Origin of the sequence: Gordonia sp. NB41Y (assembly GCF_030718915.1) — a bacterium.
GTDB classification, from domain to species: domain Bacteria; phylum Actinomycetota; class Actinomycetes; order Mycobacteriales; family Mycobacteriaceae; genus Gordonia; species Gordonia desulfuricans.
In genome coordinates, this window is the sequence record NZ_CP132196.1 from 3,952,009 (window position 1) to 3,978,948 (window position 26,940).

Here is a 26,940-nt window from a genome sequence, read left to right on the forward strand (position 1 = left end):
CGATGATGGACGGGGGAGCCGAAACGAGGAGATGGGTCGCGATGACGACGACACGCACAGTGGTGATCACGGGCGCCAGCAACGGTATCGGCGCCGTGGCGGCGCGAGAACTCGCGGGGGAGGGGACCGACCTCATCGTCGTCGGTCGCTCGGTGGACAAGACCGAGGCGATCGCCGCGGAGACCGGTGCCACCGCGTTCACCGCCGACTATGCGAGACTCGACGACGTCCGCGCACTCGCCGAACGACTATCCGAGCGCGTGCAGACGATCGATGTGCTGATGAACAACGCCGGTGGCACCTTCGACCCGAGACACCGGACCGTCGACGGGCACGAACCGAACTTCCAGATCAACCATCTCGGCGGCTTCCTGCTCACCAATCTGCTGCGTCCCCGTCTTGCCGCGGCGTCGGGTGCACTCGTCCTGAACACCTCGAGTATCGGCAACCTGGCCGGCAGCGTCGGTCTCGACGATCTGGACTTCACCCGGCGCCGAAAGCTGGAGCTGCGGTGTTACGGCACGGGAAAGCTGGCGAACATCCTGTTCACACGAGGTATCGCCGAGAGATGGGCCGATGACGGGATCGTCTCGGCTGCAGTACATCCCGGACCGGCTGCCACCGGATTCGGCCGCGACTCGTTCGTCGTCGGGCTCCTGTATCGGTCGCCGCTCAAACGGTTCGGCACCATCACGCCGGAACAGGGTGCGGCCCCGTTGATCGCGTTGGCCGACCGCGGTGCCGACCCGGAGATCAACGGTGTGTACTTCAGCCGGTTCACCGCCAACGGTCGGGAGAACCCGCAGGCGCGCAAGCCCGAACTCGTCGACGGACTGTGGACGGCGTCGGAGGAGCTCGTCGGGATCGGGTGAAGCGGCCAAGGCGAAGTGGTGGACGTCGGAACTTCAGGAGCGCGTCGCATCGGGGGCTTCGACCCGGTCTTCGAAATCGATCATCAACGAGCGGTCGGTGGTTGAGTCACTTCTGAGGTGGTTGACATCCGATGTTGGCTGCGGGGATTTCGACTCGGGTCCTCGCGATGCTCGGTCCCGGCTCAATCATCGTAGTAGGCGCGGCTCGCTCATGGAAGACGGATTGGATCAATCAGCAACGCCGAGTGGGTGGTTGAGCCGATGAGGAGCGTAGCGACGAGGCGTGTCGAAACCTCTGTCGGCCGAGTTCGCCGGCGTGACCACCGCTGAGGTGGTTGACATCCGATGTTGGCTGCGGGGATTTCGACTCGGGTCCTCGCGATGCTCGGTCCCGGCTCAATCATCGTGGTAGGCGCGGCTCGCTCATGGAAGACGGATTGGATCAATCAGCTACGCCGAGTGGGTGGTTGAGCCGATGAGGAGCGTAGCGACGAGGCGTGTCGAAACCTCTGTCGGCCGAGTTCGCCGGTGTGACCGCCGCTGAGGTGGTCGCCACGCAAGGTTGGCTGCGGGGATTTCGACTCGGGTCCTCGAGATGCTTGGTCCCGGCTCAGTCATCGTGGTAGGCGCGGCTCGCTCATGGAAGACGGATTGGATCAATCAGCTACGCCGAGTGGGTGGTTGAGCCGATGAGGAGCGTAGCGACGAGGCGTGTCGAAACCTCTGTCGGCCGACTTCGCGGGTGCGATCACCGACGACGTGTGCGAGCGGCCCCACCGGATCGGTGGGGGCGCGGGGTGGGGACCGGTGGTGGCGCGGATTCGCCACCGCCAGCCGGGCCGCGATCGCGTGGGTGATCACCTCGCGGATCGCCGGGTCGTCGGCATCGGCGGCATCGGCGCGGATCTGTAGGGCCAGCTCGGCATCGTCCCGATATCCGTTACGGTGCAACAACTCCCGATGCTGCGTCCGCAGGGTGTCACCCAACTCCGCTTCACGCGCGCAGATGCCGAGGATGTGTCCGGCGACCTTGGTGCGGTAGGCGACGGTCGGGTCGGCGTCGGATGCGGTGGTGCGGAGGAAGTCCCGGACCGCCGAGATCAGGTCGGCCGACGTCGGGATGTCGAACAGGTCGGGAAACGATCCGGTGGGGTCGTCGAGGTGGAGTACATACGGCTGCCATCCGAGGAGTTCGAGCAGGTCGTGCTCGCACTCGGCGATCCGACGTCCGATGGCGAGCAGTTCCATGCTGTTGTCGGTGCCAGGCCCGTCACCGCGATCGGCCTGCATCTGACAGATCACCGCCCAGCGGACGGTCGCGAAGAGCTCCCACCACGCGACGGTGTCCGGATTCGGGGTCACCCCGCTCTCGTCGGTGTAGCCGCGGAAGAGTTCGTCTCGGGAACCGAAACCGCCGACCGGATCGGGGGCGCCGAATCGCCAGGTGCGGCAACACAACCAACCGAGGTCTTCCATCGGGTCGCCGAGATGGACCAGTTCCCAGTCGAGGACGGCCTCGATGCCGTCGGGTGAGATCAGCAGGTTGCCGTTGCGGAAGTCGCCGTGCACCACGGTGATCCGGTCGGTCGACGGCCGGGTGGCCGCCAGCCGGCGGAATGCCGCGTCGAGGATCGGCCGTGGCGTCATGGTGGTGACGTACCGACCGTAGATCTCCTCCAGCGGATCGTCGAACGAGAGACCTACGCCGGCACCGGCATCGGTGAACGCCGACGGTTCCATCAGGTGAATCCGCGCGAGCTCGCGGCCCATCAGATAGGGCAGCCGCGTGCGGATCGGGGCATAGGCGTCGTCGCGCAGGAGCCGTTGCGGCAGCGCTTCGCCGTCGACCCGGGCCATGATCAGGTAGGAACCGGCGAGCGGACCGGTTGTCTCGCTGTTCTCGGTGAGTACTTCGGGCACCGTCACCCCGGACCGCCGTGCCTCGGTGAGTGCTGCTGCCTCCCTGGCCATCTCGTCGGGCTCGTCCCCGGACGGATCACTGACCGAGGGGTCGTGGCGCAGGATCAGTGCATGCCGTCGGCCGTCGGCGGTGGCGGCGTCGAATGCCCAGGTCGCGCGACTCGCGCCGGCGGTCACCCGTTGCAGCCCGGTGACGGTGCACGGGGCGCCGAGTGCCGTGCCGACGCGGGCGGCCAGCACGTCGGCGAGGTCGGGATCGGTTGCGGTGTGCGTCATCAGCGGTCTCCGGTGCGTTCAGGGGGTGGCCGACGGATCGTGGTGGCCGACCGTGTCGAGGGCGATGCGCTGGTGGGATTCGACGATCTCGTCCGGACTCATCGCGCCGTCGGGGTGATACCAGGTGGCCACGGCCGTGCACGCGGTGACGATGAACCGTGAGGCGGCGATGGGATCGGCGGCGCGGAAGACACCACGCTCGGCCCCGTCGACGATCACGCGATCGAACATGCGACGCTGGGTGTCTCGCTTGCTGACGATCAGCTCACGGGCTGCGGGCTCGAGGCTGCGCAGTTCGGAGTTGCCCAGCAGGCTTTCCCGCAGGCCGGAGACGTGGACCCGGACATGCGCGCCGACGATGGCGCGGAGGCGATCGGCGGGGTCGGTACCGGCGTGGAAGAGGGCGTCCTCGGTGTGGGCGATCAGTCCGTCCATCCCGCGGTTCATGATCAGCGCCAGCAGATCGTGTTTGGACCCGAAGTGGGTGTAGATGGAGCCCGATGCCACTCCGGCGGCGGTGGCGATGTCGCGGACCGAGGTGCCGTGATAGCCCTTGGCGGCCATGGTGGCCAGGGCGGCGTCGAGAACGGCCACGGCGATGGGGTCGTCGGAGTCGTGGATCACCGAACTCCGCGACGGGTGGTCCGGGGTCTGCTCCGGGGTCTGCTCCGGGCGCCGGGACGTGGCCTTCGTCGACGTCGTCACCACCACCCCTCCTTCCCTGATCGATCGTTCATTCCGTCGGTCATGTCGGCAACGCTAACACCGTCGGTGGTGCGCCTGTTTGCGGAATTCGCACATTCGGCGTCGACGATCACGCTAGCGTGGCCTGAACGATCGTTCATGGAGGAGATTCGGATGGACACCGGCATCCCGGCGGAACTGCACCAGTTGCTCGATGATCTCGACGCGTTCATCGAACGCGAGATCGTGCCGCTACAGGCACAGGACGACAACGAGAGGTTCTTCGATCATCGCCGCGAGTGGGCACGCACTGATTTCGAGGCGGGTGGGACGCCCCGGGAGGAGTGGCATGAACTGCTGATGGAGATGCGACGCCGTGCCGACCGTGCGGGCTTCCTGCGGCGTGATCTACCGGCCGAACTCGGTGGCCATGACGCCACCAGCCACGAGATGTCGGTGATCCGTGAGTATCTCGCCCACCGAGGGCTCGGTTTGCACAACGACCTGCAGGACGAGTCGTCGGTGGTCGGCAACTTCCCGAGCCTGCACCTGGTGTGGAAGTTCGGGACCGACGAGCAGAAGCAGGAGTTCACCGAGCACCAGATCACCGGCGAGCGTGGCCTGGCCTTCGGCCTCACCGAACCCGATCACGGGTCGGATGCCACCTGGATGGAGACCACCGCGACCCGCGACGGTGACGACTGGATTCTCAACGGCGAGAAACGGTGGAACACCGGGATGCACATCGCCACACACGACCTGATCTTCGCCCGCACGTCGGGTGAGCCGGGGCATGCGCGCGGTATCACCGCCTTCATCGTGCCCGCCACCGCACCGGGCTTCTCCGTCGACGGCTTCCGCTGGACCCTGAACATGCCCACCGACCACGCCGATGTGAGTCTTCGTGATGTGCGCGTGCCCGATTCGGCGATCCTCGGCGAGGAAGGGCGCGGCCTGGAGGTGGCGCAGACCTTCGTCCACGAGAACCGGGTCCGGCAGGCCGCATCGAGTCTCGGTGCGGCGCAACACTGTATCGACCGGTCCGCCGCATACGCCCGCGAACGCGTCACCTTCGGGCAGCCGCTGGCCACCCGGCAGGCCATCCAGTGGCCGCTGGTGGAACTGCACACCGAGGCGACCATGCTGCGGCTGCTGATCCGTGACACCGCGGCCCGACTCGACCACGCCGAACACATGGCCGTGTCGGACCGGGTGTCGATGTCGAACTATCGCGCCAACCGGCTCGTCTGCGAGGCCGCCGATCGCGCCATGCAGATCCACGGCGGGATGGGCTACAGCCGGCATCTGCCGTTCGAGCACATCTACCGACATCACCGCCGGTACCGGATCACCGAGGGCGCCGAGGAGATCCAGATCCGCAAGGTCGCCGGACATCTCTTCGGGTTCATGGGTGGCGGACCGAAGAGATGACCGGCGACGGCCGGACCGGTAGGATCAGGAGATCGCGTCGTCGGCGCGGTCGCGCCTGACGGTGTCGCCGACCTCGGGAACCAGCCCGAAATCGGTGAGGAGCTTACCGATCTGGGTGTGGTCGAGCTTGGAGATGATCCGGTTGCCGATGAACTTGGGCCCGGGGAGTTCGACCTCCTCGCCGTCGCGCAGGCGTGAGGTGGCCTTGAGCAGGAAGCGCAGGTCGTAGGTCGAGTTGAAGACCTCCGGGACACCGCGATCGACGCCGAGGAGTCGGTAGGCGGCTTCCATGCCGGTGCGGACCGAGTACTCGGTGGTGAAGATGGTGTCGCGGGTGGTTTCGGCGAACTGCCCGATGAAGGCGAAGTTCACCGCGCCCTCGGGGACGACGTCGGGCCGGTCACCGGCCTTGCGCGGCATGAAGAACGAGGTGACATACGGCATCATCACCGGCACCGTCTTGGCCTTGGTCGCCGCGAGATCAGGGATGTCCTCGACGGGAACGCCCATGTGGTAGAGCCATTCCTGGGTGATCTCCTCGCCGGTGCACTCCTGCATCGGCTTCTTGACGAAGTCTCCGGGGGTGTCCACGAACAGGCCATAGACCCAGACGACGATCTCGTCCGGCGACTGCTGCTTGAAGTGGGGCTGGCGGTTCACCGTCCAGCTCAACAGCCACGACGAATCCTTGGCGGTGACGATGCCGCCGGTGACGACCTTGCCCGCGAAGGGATCTCGCTGGGCGATCTTCTCGATGTAGCGGGGGATCTCCGGGCCGATGGTGGTGACGGTTGCCGACTCCCACTTGGTCTTCGGGATGTCGCCGGCGAAGACGTCGGGGCGGCCGAAGGACGGATCCTTGGCAGCGATGCGACGCCAGAGATCCCAGGCGGGGGCGGGACCTTCGTCGAGGGATGCCGGGTGGTGGTGGTCGCCGTCGACGGAGTTCTCGGTGAGCGAACCGATGGTGGTGAGCACCAGGTCGTCGGGTCCGAGGTCGACGCCGCCCTCGACGCCGTCGGAGATCCAGTGGATGCGGGTGGCCTGTTTACGGCCTCCGTCGATCGCGAAGTCGATGTCGGTGACCTCGGTGGAGAAGTCGAAGGTGACGCCCTGGTCGAGCAACCACCGGTACATCGGCAGGACCAGCGACTCGTACTGGTTGTACTTGGTGAACTTCAGGGCCGACAGATCCGGAAGGCCTCCGATGTGATGGACGAACCGGTGGAGGTAGAGCTTCATCTCGAGCGCGGAGTGCCACTCCTCGAAGGCGAACATGGTGCGCCAGTACAACCAGAAGTTGCTCTGGAGGAACTCTGCGCCGAAGACCTCGTCGATCCGCTTGTCCTCCATCTCCTCCCGGGAGGCGAGGAAGACCTTGACCATCTCTTTCTGGGCGGTGTCACCGAGACCGAACTCGTTGTTGGTCTTGGCATCCTGGCCCTGGTTCTCGGTAACGCGGCACAGCGAGTAGTTGGGGTCGGCCTTGTTGAGCCAGTAGAACTCGTCGAGCACCGATCCGTCGACCTCGAGTGAGGGGATGGTGCGGAACAGATCCCACAGACACTCCATGTGGTCTTCCATCTCACGGCCACCGCGGATGACGAATCCCTTGTCGGGCTTACGGATACCGTCGAGTGCGCCGCCGGGGAGGTCGAGGCGTTCGAGGATGGTGATCTTGTTGCCGGGTAGCTGGCCGTCGCGGATCATGAAGACGGCCGACGCCATCGATGTCAGTCCTGCACCGACGAACCACGCGCTCTTGTTCTCCACGCCTTGGGGCTTGAGTGGGCGGGCGAAGGCCTCGTAGTTTCCGCTGCTGTAGTACATCTGTGCTCCTTTGCTGCGACGGGTCGACAGGACGGCGAGCGCTCACCGACGGCGCCTCGCGTGGGTCGGGCTCTCCCCTGCGAGGACTCGCCATCTCGCTACTCCGATCAAACGATAATGAGCATACTCATTAATGAGTATACTCACTAATCTGGGAGTTGGCCAGGAAGCGGATGGTGAACTCTGGGGGTTGCCCGGGTGTGCCGGGAGGTCCCATGGTTGTGGTGGTGCGTGTGTGAGCTCGGCCGGCGGAGATTTCGACACGACTCGTCGCTGCGCTCCTTGTCGGCTCAATCACCGTTGGGGAGCGGCTCGTCGAAGCGCTGCTCGTCGGCTCGATCAGCGAAGGGCGGCGTGTCGTCGGCTGCGCTGGTCGTCGGCTCGATCAGCGAAGGGCAGCGTCTCGTCCGCTGCGCTCCTTGTCGGGTCTATCACCGTTGGGGGAGCGGGTCATAGTGGCGGTGTCGGTGGGCGACGCTAGTGTGATTCAGATCACCAAGAATAAAGAAGTTGAGCGAAATAGACTCAACCTTGTTCGCGTTGGACTCTTCGAAACGCCATACTTGAGCGTTAGAGACTTAAGAACGTAGAGAAAGGTGCAGAAGTGGACAGCTTCACCCCCACCACCAAGACCCAGCAGGCGCTGAGTGCTGCGGTGCAGGCGGCGGCCGCTGCTGGCAACCCCGACGTACGTCCCGCCCATATCCTGGTCGCCCTGCTCGATCAGTCCGACGGCATCGCCGCACCGCTCCTCAAGGCAGTGGGGGTCGATCCCGCCTCGGTTTGCACGCAGGCCCAGGCGATGGTCGATCGTGCGCCGACGGTGTCCAGCTCGAGCGCCCAGCCCCAGCTCTCCCGTGAGGCCATCGCGGCCGTCACGACCGCCCAGCAACTGGCCACCGAACTGAACGACGAGTACGTCTCCACCGAGCACCTCGTCGTCGGCCTGGCCACCGGCGACTCCGACGTCGCCAAGCTGCTGCACAACGTCGGAGCCACCCCGCAGGCCCTGCGGGAGGCATTCGTCGCCGTGCGCGGCAGTGCTCGGGTGACCTCCGAGGACCCCGAATCGACCTACCAGGCACTCGAGAAGTACTCGACCGACCTCACCAAGGCCGCCCGCGAGGGCAAGCTCGACCCGGTGATCGGCCGTGACGCCGAGATCCGCCGCGTGGTGCAGGTGTTGAGCCGACGGACCAAGAACAACCCGGTCCTGATCGGTGAACCCGGCGTCGGCAAGACCGCGATCGTCGAGGGACTGGCCCAGCGCATCATCGAAGGCGACGTCCCGGAATCGTTGCGCGGCAAGACCGTCATCTCCCTGGACCTCGGTTCGATGGTGGCCGGTGCGAAGTACCGCGGTGAGTTCGAGGAGCGCCTGAAGGCCGTCCTCGACGAGATCAAGGGATCGGCCGGACAGGTCATCACCTTCATCGACGAGCTGCACACCATCGTCGGCGCCGGTGCCACCGGCGATTCCGCGATGGACGCCGGCAACATGATCAAGCCGATGCTCGCCCGCGGTGAGCTGCGGCTGGTCGGTGCCACCACGCTGGAGGAGTACCGGCAGTACATCGAGAAGGACGCCGCACTCGAGCGTCGCTTCCAGCAGGTGTACGTCGGAGAGCCCAGCGTCGAGGACGCCATCGGCATCCTGCGCGGGCTGAAGGAACGGTACGAGGTGCACCACGGCGTGCGCATCACCGACTCCGCACTGGTCACCGCCGCAACACTTTCCGATCGCTACATCACCTCGCGCTTCCTGCCCGACAAGGCCATCGACCTGGTCGACGAGGCCGCGTCGCGCCTGCGGATGGAGATCGACTCGCGCCCCGTCGAGATCGACGAGGTCGAGCGCATCGTCCGCCGGCTCGAGGTCGAGGAGGTCGCGCTGGAGAAGGAGCACGACGAGGCGAGCAAGCAACGGCTGGAGAAGCTGCGTCAGGAACTGGCCGACCAGAAGGAGAAGCTCAACGAGCTCTCGGCCCGCTGGCAGTCGGAGAAGACCGCCATCGACGCGGTCCGCGACGTCAAGGAGGAACTGGAAAACCTTCGCGGAGAAGCTGATCGCGCCGAGCGTGACGGCGATCTGGGCAAGGCTGCCGAGCTGCGGTACGGCAAGATCCCGGCGCTGGAGAAGAACCTCGAGGCCGCGATCGCCAAGACCGGCACCGACCCCGACCAGGACGTGATGCTGCAGGAGGAGGTCGGCCCCGACGACGTCGCACAGGTCGTGTCGGCGTGGACCGGCATCCCCGCGGGCAAGATGCTGGAGGGCGAGACCGCCAAGCTGCTGCGCATGGAAGAAGAACTCGGCAACCGCGTGGTGGGACAGTCGGCCGCGGTGGTCGCCGTCTCCGACGCCGTGCGTCGCGCCCGGGCCGGTGTGGCCGACCCGAACCGGCCGCTGGGTTCGTTCCTGTTCCTCGGTCCCACCGGCGTCGGCAAGACCGAGCTGGCCAAGGCGCTGGCGGAGTTCCTGTTCGACGACGAGCGGGCGATGGTCCGCATCGACATGAGCGAGTACGGCGAAAAGCACGCCGTGGCACGGCTTGTCGGTGCACCTCCCGGCTACGTCGGTTACGAGCAGGGCGGTCAGCTGACCGAGGCGGTGCGGCGTCGTCCGTACACGGTGGTGCTGTTCGACGAGGTCGAGAAGGCCCACCCGGACGTCTTCGACATCCTGCTGCAGGTGCTCGACGAGGGACGGCTCACCGACGGCCAGGGCCGCACGGTGGACTTCCGCAACACCATCCTCATCCTCACGTCCAACCTGGGCTCGGGCGGTGACAAGGACCAGGTGATGGCGGCGGTGCGCCACGCGTTCAAGCCGGAGTTCATCAACCGTCTCGACGACGTGGTGATCTTCGACGCGCTGAGCCCCGAAGAACTCGTCTCCATCGTCGACATCCAGCTCGACCAGCTCGGCAAGCGTCTCGCGCAGCGCCGACTGGAACTGCAGGTCACACCGAAGGCCAAGGAATGGCTGGCCGAGCGTGGCTTCGACCCGCTCTACGGCGCCCGCCCGCTGCGGCGCTTGGTGCAGCAGGCCATCGGCGACCAGCTCGCCAGGGCACTGCTGGCCGGCGACATCCGCGACGGCGACGTCGTGCCGGTCAACGTCGGCGCCGACGGCGACGCGCTGGTGATCGGCTGATCCGAGCCGCAACGATCTGAGCAGCCCTCAGGAAACGGCGAGGCCCCTTCCCACATCCGGTGGGAAGGGGCCTCGCCGCATTCGCGTGCCGTCGACCTGCCGGCTGTCCCGCGCGCGACCGAATGGGTAGCGTGCAGGGCTGCGGGGTGTGTTCGGCCACGCGGCTTCTCACACAGGCAGTGTGTACGTACGGATCGCGTTGAGACGGATAGGGAGTGTCGTCATGGTCGAGGTGGTTGTGGGCGCCGACGGTGTGCCGCGATGCGTGTGGGCGGCAGTCGAACCCGAGACCACCTACCACGACACCGAGTGGGGCTTCCCGCTGTCGGGCGACACCGCGCTGTTCGAGCGGGTGTGCCTCGAGGGATTCCAGTCCGGGTTGAGCTGGCGGACCATCCTGACCAAGCGGGAGAACTTCCGAAAGGCCTTCAGCGGCTTCGACATCCCCACTGTCGCGCGGTTCTCCGATGCCGACGTGACCCGTCTGCTCGGTGATGCCGGGATCGTGCGTCACCGCGGCAAGATCGAGGCGTCGATCAACAATGCGCGTCGAGCCGAGGAACTCATCGACTCCGAGGGCTCGCTCGAGGCATTCTTCTGGCGATACGCGCCCGCCCCGGACCATGAGCCCGGATCGATGACGACATCCCCGGAATCGGTTGCGCTGTCGAAGGATCTGAAGAAACGAGGCTGGCGGTTCGTCGGCCCGACGACGATGTTCGCGCTGATGCAGGCCGCCGGTATGGTCAACGACCACTCCTTCGACTGTGCGATCCGAGAGAAGGTGGCCGCCGCGATCGCGGCGCATCCCCGACCATGAGTCGAGATGTGATGTAAATCACACTAGTCGGCATCCTGCCGCCTATCTCAAATACTGGGACAAATGGCCGCGAACGTGTGACTGGCGTTAATGGTGTGGGTGGAAATGGTAGTTCACCGCGCAGTTGTGGGGAAATTTCCACGCACTGACCTGGGGAAATCATCCTTGACTCGAACGTGTGTATGGCTACCATCGAAGTCATGCAGGGGGAACTGGAGACCATTCTCGACGCACTCATCGATTGTCGTTTCGACGACGATCCGACCGGGCCGGACGTGTTCATGGATATGCGGACACTGGTCACCATCAGGAATGTCGTGGATGCGTTGACCGCGGCCGGGGCCGGGCACTTGGATCGGCTGGGGGTGGCGCAACGGCACGGGCACAAACCGATCGCCTTGTTGATCGAGATGGGGTACGCGCCGTCGGTGGCTGCGCGGATGCAGCGGATCGGGACGTCGGCGGTGGTGGAACGCACGCTGAAACACGCTGCCGACGGCGCGATCTCGGGTGAGCATGTGGATGCGATCGTGCGCGGGTTGAACCAGATCGGCTTAGTGCGGGGGAGGCTCCGAATGCTGAGACCTGGGCTGAGTTCGAGGGTGATCTGTTGGCGCAGGTGTTGTCGGGGGCCAAGCCTGCTGAGGTGATGGCCCGGGCGCATCAGCTTGGTGACCATCATGCTGGCGATGCCGAGGGTGGACGCCCGGCGAAGGAAGACCGCAATCTGAATGCTCTGGATATCGGGCGGACCGATGATGGGCGGGTCGCGGTCTCGGGGAGTCTGGATGTTGTTGTCGGAGAGAAGTTGGCGACGGCGATCGAGAAGCTGTCGGCGCCGGTCCCGCAGCCGGATGGTTCGAAAGATCCGCGTGAAGCTCCTCGACGTCGGGCGGATGCGTTGGAGATGGTGTTGGATATGGCGGCTGGTGCGGGGGATCGGTCGGTGACCGCGCTACCTGCGGCGTTGATCAATCTGTCGGTCCCCGCGGATACACCGGGCAAGTCGGCGTTGGCGTTTGGTGGGTCGATCACTCGCAGCACGCTGTTGGAAACCAGCTGTGATGGTGTGGTGGTGATGACCATCGTCGACGGCGAACGCGTGCCCCTGGACATGGGACGCTCGAAACGCTTGTTCACCGCCGGTCAGCGGCGAGCGTTGTTCGAGCGGGATCGGTGTTGTATCAAGTGTGGTGCCCCGGCATCGCGCACGCAGGCCCATCACATTGCGCATTGGTCGGAGGGTGGTGCCACCGACCTGGCGAATGGCTGTTTGTTGTGTTCGTCGTGTCATGCCGATGTGCATCACAACGGGTGGGATGTGTATATGGGTCCGGATGCGCATCCGTGGTTGATTCCGCCTGAGGTGGTGGATCGGCGTCGTCGTCCGATCCCGGCGTATCACAGGCGGTTTGCTGACGAGCTACCGAATGCTGCCTGACCTTTTGTAGAAGCTTGTGTTCTTTGAGAACTCCATAGAGATGATGGTGGGTGTCGGAGCCTCCGTTGGTTGCGTTGGCGAGTTCGGCCGGCGGAGGTTTCGACACGCCTTGTCGCTTCGCTCCTCGTCGGCTCAACCATCAACGGCTGGTTGCTGATTGAGCCGGGACCGAGCATCGCGAGGACCCGTGTCGAAATCTCCGCAGCCTACGTTGGGTGGCGAGCACCCCAGAAGTGGTTACGTCAGCAACTCGGCTGTCTGAGGTTTCGACACGTCTTGTCGCTTCGCTCCTCGTCGGCTCAACCATCAACGGCTGGTTGCTGATTGAGCCGGGACCGAGCGTAGCGAGGACCCGTGTCGAAATCTTCGTAGCGTGGGTTGGGTGGTGAGCACCTCGGAGGTGGTCACGTCAGCAACTCGGCTGTCTGAGGTTTCGACACGTCTCGTCGCTTCGCTCCTCGTCGGCTCAACCATCAACGGCTGGTTGCTGATTGGGCCGGGACCGAGCGTAGCGAGGACCCGAGTCGAAATCTCTGTAGCCGACGTTGGGTGGCGAGCACCCCAGAAGTGGTTACGTCAGCAACTCGGCCGGCTGAGGTTTCGACACGTCTCGTCGCTTCGCTCCTCGTCGGCTCAACCATCAACGGCTAGTTGATGATTGATCCGGGCCTTCTACGATGATTGGGCCGGGACCGAGCGTAGCGAGGACCCGTGTCGAAATCTTCGTAGCGTGGGTTGGGTGGTGGCCACGTCGGAGGTGGTCACGTCAGCAACTCGGCCGGCTGAGGTTTCGACGCGTCTTGTTGCTTCGCTCCTCGTCGGCTCGACCTTCAATGGCCGGTTGCTGATCGGGTTGAACCCGACCTCTCGCTCGTGGGGGCCGGTAGCCTGGACGTATGACCAGTGATGCGAGCCGGCCCTTCGATGCAGCCACCGATGCGAAGTATGTGCAGCTCACCACCTTCCGGAAGGACGGCACTCCGGTGTCCACGCCGTTGTGGGCGGCGGTCGACGGTGACCGTATGTACATGTGGACCGAGACCGAGTCGTGGAAGGTCAAGCGGATTCGGCGCGATCAACGGGTGATCGTGCAGGCCTGTGACGCCCGCGGCAAGAAACTGACCGGGCAGCCGGTCGACGGGACCGCCGAGATCATGGACGCCGCGGGCACCGAGCATGTTCGAAAGCTCATCTCGGGCAAGTACGGCATCGTCGGGTGGTCGCTGGTCCGGATGAGCATCCTCCGACGCGGCAAGTCGGGCACGATCGGCGTGGCGATCAGTCGCACCGACTGACCACCGTCGTCGGCCTTCTGCAGTTGCGCGAGCCCGATGCCAAGGTGCCGTCAAGATTTCGCGGTGACGCGTATGGAGAGCGTTAAGAACCTGCTCGGGTGGCCGAAACGCACACATGCTGTGGTCCGGGCGATCACGAACCGGTGATCGCCACGCCCAGAGGAGTGTGTGCATCGTGGCCGACGTGCTCTACGTGAGTGCCGTGTTCATCGGTTTCGCCGTCTGTGTCCTGCTCGTCGTGGTGGTCGATCGTCGGGTGAACCGATGAGCACGGCGGCCGCAGTGGGCCAGGTGGCGACGGTCCTGGTGATCCTGGCCGCCGCCTACATCCCGCTCGGCGACCACATGGCTCGCGTGTACCGCGGGGATCGAGACCTGGCGGTGGAACGTGCGGTCTACCGGATCGCGCGGATCGACCCACGCCGGCCGCAGACCTGGAAGGGATATGCCCTTGCGGTGCTGGCGTTCTCGCTGATCTCGGTACTGCTGCTCTATCTGCTGCAGCGGCTCCAGGGTGTGTTGCCGGGAGCAGACGGGAAGCCGGGGGTGAATCCGGCGATGGCCTTCAACACGGCGGTCTCGTTCGTCACCAACACCGACTGGCAGTCGTACTCTCCGGAACTGGTGATGTCGAACCTCACCCAGATGCTCGGTCTGGCGGTACAGAACTTCGCGTCCGCCGCGGTCGGCATGGCCGTCGCGATCGCCCTGATCCGGGGTCTCGTCGCCCGCCGGGCAGGCACCGGGCTGGGGAACTTCTGGGTCGACCTGATCCGCGGAACGGTACGGATACTGCTGCCACTCGCCGTGATCGTCGCGATCATCCTGCTCACCCAGGGCGCCGTGCAGTCGTGGCACACCGGCTTCGACTACACCATGCTCGACGGCCGGGATGCCCGCAGCATCGTCGGCCCCTTCGCATCCCAGGAAGCGATCAAGGAAATCGGCACCAACGGGGGAGGCACGCTCGCCGCCAACTCGGCACACCCGTTCTCGAATCCGACGCCGCTGTCCAACATTGTCGAGATCGCCGCACTGCTGCTCATCCCGGTGTGTCTGACCCGAACCTACGGAACGCTCGTCGGGGACCGGCGGCAGGGACTGACGTTGCTCGGCGTGATGGCCACCATCTGGACCGCGATGCTCGCGGTGACCTGGTGGTTCGAGGCGCACGCCACCGGTGCCGCGCGGACAGCGGCCGGTGCGATGCTCGAGGGCAAGGAACAGCGATTCGGGATACCCGGGTCGGTTCTGTTCGCCGTGTCCACCACCGGCACCTCCACCGGAGCGGTCAACGCCTCGCACGACAGTTTCACCGCTGGGGGTGGCGGTGCGGTGCTGTGGAACATGCTGCTCGGCGAGGTGGCGCCCGGCGGTGCCGGATCGGGCCTGTACGGCATGCTGATCCTCGCCGTGATCACCGTGTTCGTCGGCGGTCTGCTGGTCGGCCGGACACCGGAATTCCTGGGCAAGAAGATCGGCAGACACGAGATCACCCTGGCCGCACTGTCGGTGCTGGTCATGCCGGCGCTGGTGCTGACCGGCACCGCGATCAGTGTGCTGCTCGGCTCCACCACCGACGCCCAGGGCAACAGCGGACCGCCCGGCACGCCGGGATCGATCCACGGGTTCACCGAGGTGCTCTACGCGTATGCGTCGGCGGCCAACAACAACGGCAGTGCCTTCGGCGGGCTCACCGTCACCGACACCTGGTTCCAGACATCGCTGGGAGTGGTCATGCTGTTCGGCCGATTCCTGCCGATCGTGTTCGTCCTCGCCCTCGCCGGACTGATGGTGCGACAAGTTCCCCGGGCGGCCGCGGTCAGCTCGACACTCCCCACACACGGCGTCCTGTTCGGCGTGCTGCTGCTCGGCACCACGCTGCTCGTCGCCGGACTGACCTTCTTCCCGGCCATGACGCTGGGACCGATCGCGGAGGCCCTGCTGTGAAGATCCCTGCCCGCAACACCGGTTCTCTGAGCATCCCTGTGCTGCCGACGTTCCGGAAGCTCACCCCACGGGAACAAGTACGCAACCCGGTGATGTTCGTCGTGTACCTGGGGTCCCTCGCGACCACCGTGCTCGCGATCTGGCATCCGTCCTGGTTCGCGTGGCTGATCGCCGCCTGGCTGTGGTTCACGGTGCTGTTCGCGAGCATGGCCGAGGCGGTCGCCGAGGGCCGCGGCCGTGCGCAGGCGGACAGTCTGCGAAAGGTCAAGCGGGACACCATGGCCCGACGGCTCGACGCCGACGGGACGATCACCGCGGTCGCCGGAGCCGAGCTGCACGTCGGAGACCGGATCGTCGTCGAGGCGGGGGAGACGATCGCCGGCGACGGCGACATCGTCGACGGGATCGCGACCGTCGACGAATCGGCGATCACCGGCGAATCCGCCCCGGTCGTCCGGGAATCCGGCGGCGACCGATCGGCCGTCACCGGCGGGACCGTCGTCCTGTCCGACAAGATCATCGTCCAGATCACCACCGAACCCGGGCAGACCTTCGTCGACCGGATGATCTCGCTCGTCGAAGGCGCCGAACGCACCAAGACCCCCAACGAGATCGCCCTGAACATCCTGCTGTTGACGCTCACCGCGATCTTCCTGTTCACGGTGATCGCCATCGGCCCGATGCAGCACTATGCCGGACAGAGTCCCGACCCGATCACATTGATCGCCCTGCTGGTCTGCCTCATCCCCACCACCATCGGGGCATTGCTGAGCGCGATCGGGATCGCCGGCATGGATCGGCTGGTCCAGCACAACGTGCTCGCGATGTCGGGGCGGGCGGTGGAGGCCGCCGGTGACATCGACACCCTGCTGCTCGACAAGACCGGCACCATCACCTTCGGCAACCGACGGGCCACCGTGCTGCACCCGGCTCCCGGCGTCACCCTCACCGAACTCGCCGACGTCGCCCTGCGCTGCAGCCTCGCCGACGACACCCCCGAGGGACGCAGCATCGTCGAACTCTGCCGCACCACCTGTGGACTCGACCCCGACGGCCCGATGCCCACCGCCGAGGTGGTGCCGTTCACCGCACAGACCCGGATGAGTGGGATCGACCTGGACGACAACCGGATTCAGTACCGCAAGGGGGCCGCGGACGCGGTCTCCCGGTGGCTGTCAGCGGTGGGCGGATCGATGCCCGGCGTGGTCTCCGACCAAGTGGCCGAGGTGGCCGCCGAGGGCGCCACACCCCTGGTGGTCGCCGTGCACGACGACACCGGTGCGGGCGGCGTCGCCGGACCGGACACGAGAACCCGTGGCACCGCGGGCAGCAGTGACACGGCGGGCAGCAGTGGCACCGCGGTCAGTAGCGGCACGGCCGGTCCGGGCAACGCCGGGCGGCACATCGGCGGTGGCGGTGCCGCGCGAGACATCGGCGGTGGCGGTGCTGCGCGAGTCCCCGGCACACAGGGTGCTGCGACGTCGCGGGTGCTGGGCGTGATCGTGCTGTCCGACGTGGTGAAACCCGGTATCGCCGAACGGTTCGCGCAACTGCGGGCGATGGGTATCCGCACCGTCATGGTCACCGGCGACAATCCGCTCACCGCCCAGGCCATCGCCGGCGAGGCGGGTGTGGACGATGTGGTCGCCGAGGCCACCCCCGAGGACAAGCTCGCCCTGATCCGCGCCGAACAGTCACGGGGCCGCCTCGTCGCGATGACCGGCGACGGCACCAACGACGCCCCGGCACTTGCCCAGGCAGATGTCGGCATGGCGATGAACAGCGGGACGTCGGCGGCCAAGGAGGCCGGCAACATGGTCGATCTGGACTCCGACCCCACCAAGCTGATCGATGTGGTGGCGATCGGCAAGCAACTGCTGATCACGCGCGGCGCGCTGACCACCTTCTCGCTGGCCAACGACCTCGCGAAGTACTTCGCGATCCTGCCCGCCATGTTCGCCGGGGTGCTGCCGCAGCTGGGCGCGCTCAACATCCTGCACCTGCATTCGGCGTCGTCGGCGATCGTGTCGGCGGTGGTGTTCAACGCCCTGATCATCGTCGCGCTGATCCCGCTGTCGTTGCGGGGCGTGCACTATCGGCCGAGCTCGGCGTCCCGCCTGCTCGGCCGCAACCTGCTGATCTACGGCGTAGGCGGGGTGATCACGCCGTTCATCGGGATCTGGCTGATCGATCTGCTGGTCCGATTCATCCCGGGAATGGGGTAGACCATGTTCACGCTCGTCACCGGTTTCGTGCGCCAGTGCGGTGCGGCCCTCGCGGTGCTCGTCGTCCTGACCGTGGTCCTCGGCGGGGCCTACCCGGCCGTGGTCTGGGCGGTGTCGCGGATCGACACCACCTCGGCCGAGGGATCACCGGTCACCGACGCGCACGGCTGCGTCGTCGGCTCGTCCCTGATCGGGGTCGACCCGCAGGTGCCGGCCGGACAACCCGACTCGTTTCTGCATGCCAGGGTCGCCGGCGCCCCCGACGATCCGATGGCCCCCGGTGATCCGGCGGCGTCGGCGGCGAGCAACCTGGGGCCCAACAGTCCCGAGCTCGCGGCGGCGATCACCGCACGTCGGATGATCATCGCGCAGCGAGAAGGTGTCAGCCCGGCCCAGGTCCCGGCCGACGCCGTGACCGCCTCCGGGTCGGGACTCGATCCCGACATCAGCCCGGCGTATGCCGCGTTGCAGGTGCCCCGGATCGCCCGGGCCACCGGCCGCACACCCGCCCAGGTGCAGGCGATCATCGACGCGCACACGAGCGGCCGGCAGTGGGGCTATCTCGGTGAACCGGGCGTCGATGTGCTCGAGGTGAATCTCGCGCTCGGCCACCAGGTGTGCCGATGAGTTCCGGCGCACCGGCCGGTGCGGGATAGACTCGCCCCATGGCCTCGTCAGCAGTGGGCCGCGGGCGGCTCGAGGTGTTCCTCGGATGTGCCCCGGGGGTCGGGAAGACCTACGAGATGCTCTCGCAGGCAAGGGGACTGGTCGACGAAGGGGTCGACGTGGCGATCGCCGTCGTGGAATCGCACGGCCGTGCGGCGACCACCGCCATGGCCGAAGGCCTCGACACGGTCCCGCGACGTCGGATGGAATACCGCGGCACCACATTCGACGAGATGGATCTCGCCGCCGTGATCGCGCGGCACCCACAGGTCGCGATCGTCGACGAACTGGCCCACACCAACGCGCCCGGATCACGCAACACCAAGCGCTGGCAGGACATCGACGAACTCCGCGATGCCGGGATCGATGTCCTGACCACCGTCAACATCCAGCATCTGGAGAGCCTCAACGACGTCGTCGCCCAGATCACCGGGGTGCCCCAGCGCGAGACCGTTCCCGACAAGGTGGTGCGCGGGGCCGACCAGATCGAACTCGTCGACATCGCACCGGAAGCCCTGCGGCAGCGTCTCGGAGCAGGAAAGGTGTACCCGCACAGTCGGATCGACGGTGCGCTGACCAACTACTTCCGGCAGGGCAATCTCACCGCGCTGCGCGAGCTCGCATTGCTGTGGCTGGCCGACCGGGTGGACGAGAGTCTCGCCGACTACCGTGCCGCCCATGCCATCACCGACACGTGGGAGACGCGGGAGCGGGTGGTGGTGGCCCTGACCGGTGGACCCGAGTCGGCGACATTGTTACGGCGGGCGAGCCGCATCGCGTCGCGATCGAGTGCGGAACTGGTGGCGGTGCACGTCGTGCGCGGGGACGGGCTCACCGAGAGCGTGCCGGTGGATCTGGCCGGATTGCCCGATCTCGCCGCCGGGTTCGGGGTGCGCATCCACACCGTCGTCGGCGACGACGTCCCGACCACCCTGCTCGACTTCGCCCGCGGGGTCAACGCGACGCAACTGGTCCTCGGGACATCGCGACGTCCACGATGGCGGCGGATCTTCGACGAGGGTGTCGGTGCGGCGGTGGTCTCGCACAGCGGACGGATCGACGTCCACATGGTGACCCACGACGAGACCCGCCGGCGGTCGCGACTCGACATCCGCGACACCCGGTGCCACCGGCCGCTCAGTTGGGTTGCGGCCGTGACGGTGCCGCTGGCCCTGACCGGAGTGCTGTGGCTGGCCGACGGCAGCCTGGGATTCGCGTCGGAATCGGCATTGTTCTTCGTCGCGGTGCTCGCGGTCTCGATGCTCGGTGGCGTGGGTCCGGCGGCGTTGTCTGCGGTGGTGTCCGGGCTGCTGCTGAACTACTTCTTCACCGACCCGCGGTTCACCTTCACCATCGCCGCGCCGGACAACCTGATCACCATCCTGGTCTTGCTGGTGATCGCGATCGCCGTTGCGGTACTGGTGGATTCGGCGACGGTCCGCAGGGTGCAGGCGCAGCGCGCGGCCCGCGACGCGGAACTGCTGGCGATGTTCAGCGATGCCGTACTCGGCGGGGTGGGGGTCGGCGGACTGCTCGAGCGGGTGCGGGAGACCTACGAACAGCGGGCGGTGTCGGTGATCCGCCACGGCACCGCCGGAGCGCCCGTGGTGGAGGTGTCGGTGGGGACCACACCGCCGACCACCACCGACGAGGCGGACACCGTCTGCTCGGCCGGTGACGGGGAATACGACCTGCTGCTGGCCGGCCCGCCACCGGGGGAGCGCGACCGGCGGGTCCTGACGTCGGTGGCCGCCCAGGCCGCCGCGGCGGTGGAGCGATCCCGGCTGGAGGGGGAGTCCGCCGAGGCCCGGGCCCTGGCCCACACCGACGAACTGCGCCGGGCCCTGTTGTCGGCGGTCAGCCACGATCTCCGGACCCCGCTGGCCGGAGCCAAGGCGGCGGTGTCGAGCCTGCGCAGCACCGACGTCACCTTCGGACCCGAGGACACCGCCGAACTGCTCGCGACCATCGAGGAGTCGGTGGACCAGCTCACCGCCCTGGTGGCCGACCTGCTCGACTCCACCCGGCTCGCCGCGGGAGTGGTGCGTCCCCGGCTGCAGCGCACCTACCTGGTGGAGGTGGCACACCGGGCCGTGGCCGCGGTGGTACCGCGCGGTGGGCCGGAGGTCGCGATGTCGTTCGACCACGTATGGGCCGACACCGACGCCGGCCTGCTCGAGCGGGCCCTGGCCAACCTGATCGACAACGCGATCCGCCACGGTGGCGGCCGCGTCGAGGTGGCCGTGTCCCGGACGGTCGCCGACGACGGCACCCTGCGCTGTGAGATCCGGGTGATCGATCACGGCGCCGGGCTGCCCGCGGACCGACGGGACCGGCTGTTCACTCCGTTCGCCCACGGCGACGACCGTGACGGGTCCAGAGGTGGTGTGGGACTCGGGCTGTCGGTGGCGCAGGGATTCGTGTCCGCAGTCGGCGGGACGGTGTCGGCCACCGACACCGACGGGGGCGGCACGACCATGGTGATCTCACTGCCCACCTCGGACGACGACGGGCAGCAATAATGAGTACACATGCGGTGCGGGTCCTCGTCGTCGACGACGAACCACAGCTGCTGCGCGCATTGCGGATCAACCTGAATGCGCGCGGATTCGCTGTCACGACGGTCTCGACCGGCGCCGATGCACTGATCGCGGCGGCGCGGGTCGACCCGCAGGTGGTGGTTCTCGACCTGGGACTCCCGGACATCGACGGGATCACCGTACTGCAGGGCCTGCGTGGCTGGACCACGGTGCCGATCATCGTGCTGTCGGCGCGCGGCGAATCGGTGGACAAGGTGGCCGCACTCGATGCCGGCGCCGATGACTACGTCACCAAACCCTTTGGTATGGAAGAATTCCTGGCACGCCTGCGCGCCGCGGTGCGCCGGGGAGCGACGACCACGGCGACCGGGGGCGCACCGGTTGTCGACGCGGGGACCTTCGTCGTCGACCTCGAGGCGAAACAAGTCCTGCGGCAGGGGGTTCCGGTGCACCTCACGCCCACGGAGTGGGCCGTGCTCGATCTCCTGGTCCGCAACGAGGGCAAACTCGTCACCCAACGGGAGATCCTGGGCGCGGTGTGGGGGCCGACCTATCTCGACCAGACCAACTATCTGCGTGTGTACCTGGCGGGACTCAGGCGCAAACTCGAAGACGATCCCGGATCGCCGCGCCACCTGCTGACGGAGTCGGGAATGGGCTATCGCTTCGTGCGCGACTGAATGGTGCCGGACCGAAAAGTGCTTCGGTGCAGGTCAATGCGGTGACATGATCGTGACCTTTGGTGAGCCGTACCGAAAGCTGACATTCGCTTTGCGAAAGGGTATGAAGGACATAGGGGTTGTATGGGACCATCCGCCACGCGATGGATCCCGAGACCGACCGAGCCCATGCGCCGGTCGGTCGGAGGTGGTTCTCGGGAGCGAAAGGCGCCGAGACGACACGTAAATGGTGGATGCCCTATGGCTCGAGATCCCTGTGACCGAGTCGCGGCGTGCAGCTCCCTGTCCACCGGGAAGGCATCATGGCCACGGCATCTGCGCACAATGCGTATGACGAGCTTGCGCCCGATCCGGATACCCCGGAGGGAAAATCGCTGCTCCGCAAAGCGATCGGCGCATCCGCGATCGGAAATGCCACCGAGTGGTACGACTACGGCGTCTACGCCGCAACCGCCACCTATCTCACGCACGCGTTCTTTCCCGGCGAACTCGGCTCGATCGGCACCATGCTGGGCTTCGCGATCTCCTTTGTCCTGCGTCCGCTGGGCGGTATGATCTGGGGTCCCATCGGCGACCGGATCGGCCGAAAGTCGGTACTGGCCATCACGATTCTGCTGATCTCCGGGGCCACCGCCCTGATCGGTGTGCTGCCCACCCATGCCGTCGCGGGTGTGTGGGCACCGATCCTGCTGATCACCCTGCGCGTGATCCAGGGCTTCTCCACCGGCGGTGAATACGGTGGTGCGGCAACGTTCATGGCCGAGTACGCACCCGACGCCAAGCGCGGACGCTTCGGCTCGTTCCTCGAATTCGGCACCCTGGCAGGGTTTTCCGCCGGAACGGCGATGGTCTTGTTGCTCGAACTCGGCCTGTCGGACGAGCAGATGCAGACCTGGGGCTGGCGCATCCCGTTCCTGCTGGCCCTGCCCATGGGCCTGATCGGCCTCTATCTGCGGTCGCAGATGGAGGACACCCCGGTGTTCGCCGAACTCGAGCAGGAGGACGAGATCGCCGGAACGCCCTGGTCGCGGCTGGTCGATCTGGTCTCCAACTACTGGCGGCCGATCCTGATCATGTTCGGTATGGTGATCGCGCTCAACGTCGCCAACTACACATTGCTGGCATATCAGCCGAGCTACCTGAAGGACACGATCGGACTGTCGGAGACCTCCGGGTCGACGGTCGTGCTGATCGGCCAGCTCGCGATGATGGCGATGATCCCCTTCTTCGGTTCCTGGTCTGATACGACCGGACGGAAACCGATGTGGTGGTGTTCGCTGATCGGACTGTTCGTGCTGGCGCTGCCCCTGTACTGGCTGATGGGTCAGGGATTCGCCTGGGCCATCATCGGATTCGTGGTCCTGGGCTTGCTGTACATCCCGCAGTTGGCGACCATCTCGGCGACCTTCCCGGCGATGTTCCCGACCCAGGTGCGCTACGCCGGATTCGCCATCTCCTACAACGTCGCGACCGCCGCATTCGGTGGTACCGCACCCCTGGTCAACGACGCCGTGGTGGGTGGCACCGGCTGGAATCTGTTCCCCGCGGTCTATCTGATGGCGGCCTGCGTGATCGGCATGATCGCCCTGGCCTTCCTCACCGAGACCGCCGGCGCGTCCCTGCGCGGTACCGAGATCCCTGCGCGGACCGAAGATCTCGAGTTGTCGGCGATAGCGGACAAGGTGGCCGCGGCCGAGGGTCGCTGACCCCCGGGCCGCGGGCGCGGCTGCTCGGGTAGGTGCGGTATCGGCGTCTACCCGAGCAGTTCCAGGGCCATGCGCGTGTAAGCCCGTGCGGCCGTGGACAGATCGGCGATCGACACCGACTCGTCGGGCTTGTGGGCCTCGGCGTTGATGTCGCCGGGACCGCAGACGATGGTCGGGATGCCGAGGTCGCTGCTGACGAAGCCGCCGTCACACGCTGCGGTCCACCCACCGACCGAGGTCTCGGTGCCCGTGGCGGTGAGCGCGTCGACGGCGGTGGTGACCAGCCGATGGTCGGCCGGCGTCTCGAAGCCGGGCATCTCCATCGTCACCCGCACATCGACACCGATTCCGTCGGTGTCGATCCCGGCCGCGGAGATCCGGTCGCGCAGCCAGGCGGCGATCTCGTGCGCGTCGTCGTCGGGCATCAGCCGGCGGTCGATGCCGAGGTAGGCCATGGGTGCGACCACCGAGATGCCCTGGCCGCCCGAGATGGTGCCGACATTCCACGTGCCGGAGCCGAGCAGGCCGCTCGCCGCGGCGGTCATCGCGTCGTGGTCGGCGGCGACGATGCCGACGATCGCTGCGGCCGCGTTGATCGCGCTGCGCCCGTCGTCGGGACGGCCGGAATGTGCGGCGCGCCCGGTGATGTCGACCTCGATATAGGAGGCGCCGCGGCAACCGCGTACGACGGTGAGATCGGTGGGCTCGGCGACCACACATCCGAGGAAGTCGCCGACCTCGTCGGGCCGGCCGATCAGGTCACGCACCCCGGCGCCGTGTTCCTCCTCGTCGACGGTGCACACCAGCTGCACCGGCCCGGACAGTGCGGCACCCGAGCGGGACAGCGCCGACATCGCCGCCACGATCGCGGCGATCCCGCCCTTCATGTCGGTGCTGCCGCGACCGATGATCCGGCCGTCGGCGATGCGTGCCCGATACGGGTCGCCGGTCCAGTCCGGGCCCGCGGGCACCACATCGGAGTGTCCCAGGAACATCAGCCCGGGACCGTCCCCGCCGGGGAGGGTGGCGATCAGATTCGGCCGGCCCGGCGTCACCTCCTGCGTACTGACGGTGAAACCCGCACTCTGGCAGGCCTTCTCCAGCACGGAGACGGTGGCAGCCTCGGTGCCGCCGGGATTCTCGCTCGGCGTCTCCACGAGGGCGACGGTCAGCGCGACGAGCTCATCGGTGTCGATCGTCGACGCGACGGCCTCGGCGTCGATGCGTGGGCGGTCGGCGAGTGGGCCGGGATCGCTGATGGACACCGCAGCAGTCCTTTCCTCGGGGGTCGTGTCCCCATCCTGTCACCGACCGGTGCCACCCCGCGCGATCCCGGGGCGACGCGCCGCGGTCAGACCCACTGCACGAGCTGCCAGATGATCCCGTTGGGGTCGGCGAGCTGGCAGAACCGCTCGCCCCACGGCTCGGTCTCGGGCGGTGTGACCACCGTCGCCCCGGTCGCGGCGATCCGCGTGAACTCGTCGTCGAGGGCCTCGACCACCAGGACGAGCAGCAGGCCCTGTCCGGCCGGCCCGGCGACGGACTGCGGGACGAAGGTCTCGAGGCCGACCTCGAGGAAGATCACGTTCAGGTCGGTGTCGGGGTGGGTGAGCGAGACGAATCCGTCGGCCGACATGGCGTCGACGAATCCGAAATGGGTGCGTGCGAAGCCGGCGGAGGCGTCGACGTCGGCGACGTTGAGCGAGATCGCGGGGGACGAGATCTTCATGGGGACTCCTGATTCGTCGGTCATCCGGTTCACCTGGTGATTCGGGGGACCGGGGGCTGGTCGTCTGCGGTCGTGCGGTGTGTGACCGGGCGGAATGCGGGTCCGGGCAGGCTTGGGAGAACCCGCAGTCAGAAAACTCTGTACGCCGTCCGTAATTGTACAGTGTACAGAGTGGAGCTGATCGATCTGCTGTGGCGCGGGCACCCGGATGCGCCGCGGGGCGGTGCACGCGGACCCCGGGCGCGGCTGACCACGGAAGATGCGGTGACCGCAGCGCTGGCCACGGCCGACGCCGAGGGGCTGTCGGCGGTCACCATCCGGCGGTTGGCCCGGTCGCTCGGGGTGTCGACGATGTCGGTCTACACCTATGTGAGTTCTCGCGAGGACCTGCTCGTGCTGATGGTCGATGCCGCACACCGCGACATGACGGCGACCCCGTACACGGCCGCGGACTGGCGAATGCGGCTCCGGTACCTCGCCGAGGACAACCTCCGGCTGCTCACCGCGCGTACCTGGCTGCTCGACGTCGACGACCCCAGGGCCGCGCTGGGGCCCGGGACGATCGCCAAGTACGACCGTGAACTGCATGCCTTCGACGGGCTCGGATTCGACGACGTCGACCGTGATGCGGCCCTCTCGTTCGTCCTGGACTTCGTCTCCGCGTCGGCGCGGACCCGCGTCGTGCGGCACGTCGGACGGGCCGACGACGGTGCGGCCGGCCCCGAGAACACGGTAAGCGCTGAGGGCACGGTAGGCGCTGAGGAGACGGCCGCACCCCGGGACGCCCCGGTCATGGCCGAGGTGTGGGCGCACACCAGGGATCGACTGGCCACCTATCTCGGCGCCGACCACCCGCTGGCGCAGCGCGTCGGTTCCGCCGCGGGGGAGGCGATGAACGATGTCCATGACGTGCAGCGCGCCTGGGAGTTCGGGATGGCTCGGATGCTCGACGGGCTGGCCGGGATGATCGCCGACCGCGCACCGGAGTCGTCGGCCTGAGGGGCCGCGGCGCGCGATCGGGACGAGAGGATCTGTCGCGCAGCCGTTCTCGGTTCGCCCGTCGACTCCTGCCCGGTTCCGGCCGCACTTCGGTGCAGGATGAGTGCAACACGGTGCCCGTCGGTGCGTCTGTGTACTCCGGGTGCGGCCGGCGCGGCGCCGTCGCCGGGATGTGGTGCCGGTCGGTGCCCGACGTCATGCTCGCAACCAACGTGTCTGATCAAGTACCGTCGATTCAGTACAGCAAAGTGTCGGTGGCGGGGGTCGGAATGAGGGCGACAGGTGTCGGGATGCGAACGCTGTGGGGAAGTGTCGTGCTCGCCTGGGCGGCGGTGGTGCCGCCGGCACTCGCGGTGATCCTCCCCGGCGGGGATCGGCTGGCCGGTCCGCTGGAGCTGCTGGTCGTGGCCGCGGCACTGTGGGGGATCGTCCTGGTGACCGGCGTGCGCGGCCTGCCGTGGCCCCTGGTCGTGATCACGGCTGCGGCCTGGGTGGTCCTCGCGGCCGCGGCGGTGGCCCGGGCGATCGAACACTGGCCGGCCTGCACGTGGCGTCGGCAACACCGGCCGGCATGGTGGTCGGGCTGGCCTATGCCGCGGTGTACACCGTGGTCATCGTGGCGATCGGGACACGCTGCCGGACACACGGGCGAGCGCTCGGCGAGGGCCGGCGTCGGGTGAACGGGTGAGTCGAGGGGCTCGCGCGGCGCGGGCCGCGCC

The 26,940-nt window shown here is 67.1% G+C and carries 20 protein-coding genes; 15 read left to right on the top strand and 5 right to left on the bottom strand.

The features are described 5' to 3' along the window. Positions 1 to 41 precede the first annotated feature (41 nt). Positions 42 to 872, top strand: a complete 831-nt coding sequence (locus Q9K23_RS17085) for an SDR family NAD(P)-dependent oxidoreductase (RefSeq protein WP_053776211.1) — start codon at positions 42 to 44, stop codon at positions 870 to 872. Between the two features lie 660 nt (positions 873 to 1,532). Here Q9K23_RS17085 and Q9K23_RS17090 read toward each other — a convergent pair. Together Q9K23_RS17090 and Q9K23_RS17095 are read right to left on the bottom strand one after the other, a co-directional pair. Then, positions 1,533 to 3,068, bottom strand: coding sequence for a phosphotransferase family protein (locus tag Q9K23_RS17090; protein WP_082365682.1), 1,536 nt, complete (start codon positions 3,066 to 3,068; stop codon positions 1,533 to 1,535). An 18-nt stretch (positions 3,069 to 3,086) separates the two neighbouring features. Further along, the gene (locus Q9K23_RS17095) at positions 3,087 to 3,773 is read right to left on the bottom strand and encodes a TetR/AcrR family transcriptional regulator (protein ID WP_244882861.1); all 687 of its coding nucleotides are present in this window, start codon (positions 3,771 to 3,773) and stop codon (positions 3,087 to 3,089) included. A 153-nt stretch (positions 3,774 to 3,926) separates the two neighbouring features. On the opposite strand from Q9K23_RS17095, the gene Q9K23_RS17100 reads away from it, so the two are divergent. Next, positions 3,927 to 5,183, top strand: coding sequence for an acyl-CoA dehydrogenase family protein (locus Q9K23_RS17100; RefSeq protein ID WP_053776225.1), 1,257 nt, complete (start codon positions 3,927 to 3,929; stop codon positions 5,181 to 5,183). Between the two features lie 24 nt (positions 5,184 to 5,207). Here Q9K23_RS17100 and Q9K23_RS17105 read toward each other — a convergent pair whose 3' ends face one another. Beyond that, a complete protein-coding gene (locus Q9K23_RS17105) occupies positions 5,208 to 7,013 on the bottom strand; it encodes an oleate hydratase (RefSeq protein WP_020791437.1) in 1,806 nt (601 codons plus the stop codon). Between the two features lie 604 nt (positions 7,014 to 7,617). Between Q9K23_RS17105 and clpB the strand changes: the two genes are divergently transcribed. The 11 genes from clpB (at position 7,618) to Q9K23_RS17160 (ending at position 23,493) form a co-directional block, all read left to right on the top strand. Continuing rightward, positions 7,618 to 10,170 (top strand): ATP-dependent chaperone ClpB, encoded by a 2,553-nt coding sequence (gene clpB / locus Q9K23_RS17110; protein ID WP_020791438.1) that lies wholly within the window; start codon positions 7,618 to 7,620, stop codon positions 10,168 to 10,170. 223 nt (positions 10,171 to 10,393) lie between these two features. Further along, complete coding sequence (locus Q9K23_RS17115) at positions 10,394 to 10,990, top strand: DNA-3-methyladenine glycosylase I (RefSeq protein ID WP_053776212.1); 597 nt, start codon at positions 10,394 to 10,396, stop codon at positions 10,988 to 10,990. 200 nt (positions 10,991 to 11,190) lie between these two features. Further along, entirely contained in the window at positions 11,191 to 11,640 is a 450-nt protein-coding gene (locus Q9K23_RS17120; RefSeq protein WP_152972587.1) for a hypothetical protein, read from the top strand. Beyond that, positions 11,610 to 12,431 (top strand): HNH endonuclease signature motif containing protein, encoded by an 822-nt coding sequence (locus Q9K23_RS17125; protein WP_305950553.1) that lies wholly within the window; start codon positions 11,610 to 11,612, stop codon positions 12,429 to 12,431. The genes Q9K23_RS17120 and Q9K23_RS17125 overlap by 31 nt, the downstream gene beginning before the upstream one ends. Before the next feature lie 896 nt (positions 12,432 to 13,327). After that, the gene (locus Q9K23_RS17130) at positions 13,328 to 13,726 is read left to right on the top strand and encodes a PPOX class F420-dependent oxidoreductase (RefSeq protein WP_020790781.1); all 399 of its coding nucleotides are present in this window, start codon (positions 13,328 to 13,330) and stop codon (positions 13,724 to 13,726) included. 264 nt (positions 13,727 to 13,990) lie between these two features. Beyond that, entirely contained in the window at positions 13,991 to 15,676 is a 1,686-nt protein-coding gene (gene kdpA, locus Q9K23_RS17135) for a potassium-transporting ATPase subunit KdpA (protein WP_053778310.1), read from the top strand. Further along, positions 15,673 to 17,901: an HAD-IC family P-type ATPase gene (locus Q9K23_RS17140; RefSeq protein WP_053778309.1), complete on the top strand. Its 2,229-nt coding sequence runs from the start codon at positions 15,673 to 15,675 to the stop codon at positions 17,899 to 17,901. Before kdpA ends, Q9K23_RS17140 begins: the two co-directional genes overlap by 4 nt. Before the next feature lie 3 nt (positions 17,902 to 17,904). Continuing rightward, positions 17,905 to 18,528 carry a potassium-transporting ATPase subunit C gene (locus Q9K23_RS17145; RefSeq protein WP_020793893.1) on the top strand — a complete coding sequence of 208 codons (624 nt, stop codon included), beginning with the start codon at positions 17,905 to 17,907 and terminating at the stop codon, positions 18,526 to 18,528. 38 nt (positions 18,529 to 18,566) lie between these two features. Continuing rightward, positions 18,567 to 21,089 (top strand): sensor histidine kinase KdpD, encoded by a 2,523-nt coding sequence (locus Q9K23_RS17150; RefSeq protein ID WP_053778308.1) that lies wholly within the window; start codon positions 18,567 to 18,569, stop codon positions 21,087 to 21,089. After that, entirely contained in the window at positions 21,089 to 21,787 is a 699-nt protein-coding gene (locus tag Q9K23_RS17155) for a response regulator (RefSeq protein ID WP_020793684.1), read from the top strand. The genes Q9K23_RS17150 and Q9K23_RS17155 overlap by 1 nt, the downstream gene beginning before the upstream one ends. A 302-nt stretch (positions 21,788 to 22,089) precedes the next feature. Next, complete coding sequence (locus Q9K23_RS17160; RefSeq protein WP_020794077.1) at positions 22,090 to 23,493, top strand: MFS transporter; 1,404 nt, start codon at positions 22,090 to 22,092, stop codon at positions 23,491 to 23,493. A gap of 47 nt (positions 23,494 to 23,540) precedes the next feature. Here the strand turns inward: Q9K23_RS17160 and Q9K23_RS17165 are convergent, their stop codons facing one another. Beyond that, the gene (locus Q9K23_RS17165) at positions 23,541 to 24,716 is read right to left on the bottom strand and encodes a M20 family metallopeptidase (RefSeq protein WP_053778327.1); all 1,176 of its coding nucleotides are present in this window, start codon (positions 24,714 to 24,716) and stop codon (positions 23,541 to 23,543) included. Between the two features lie 128 nt (positions 24,717 to 24,844). Beyond that, on the bottom strand, positions 24,845 to 25,222 hold the full coding sequence (locus Q9K23_RS17170) for a VOC family protein (protein WP_053778307.1): 378 nt from the start codon (positions 25,220 to 25,222) through the stop codon (positions 24,845 to 24,847). A 171-nt stretch (positions 25,223 to 25,393) separates the two neighbouring features. Between Q9K23_RS17170 and Q9K23_RS17175 the strand changes: the two genes are divergently transcribed. Then, the gene (locus Q9K23_RS17175; protein ID WP_053778306.1) at positions 25,394 to 26,221 is read left to right on the top strand and encodes a TetR/AcrR family transcriptional regulator; all 828 of its coding nucleotides are present in this window, start codon (positions 25,394 to 25,396) and stop codon (positions 26,219 to 26,221) included. Positions 26,222 to 26,511: 290 nt separating this feature from the next. Then, positions 26,512 to 26,901: a hypothetical protein gene (locus Q9K23_RS17180; protein WP_152972869.1), complete on the top strand. Its 390-nt coding sequence runs from the start codon at positions 26,512 to 26,514 to the stop codon at positions 26,899 to 26,901. Positions 26,902 to 26,940: the final 39 nt, after the last annotated feature.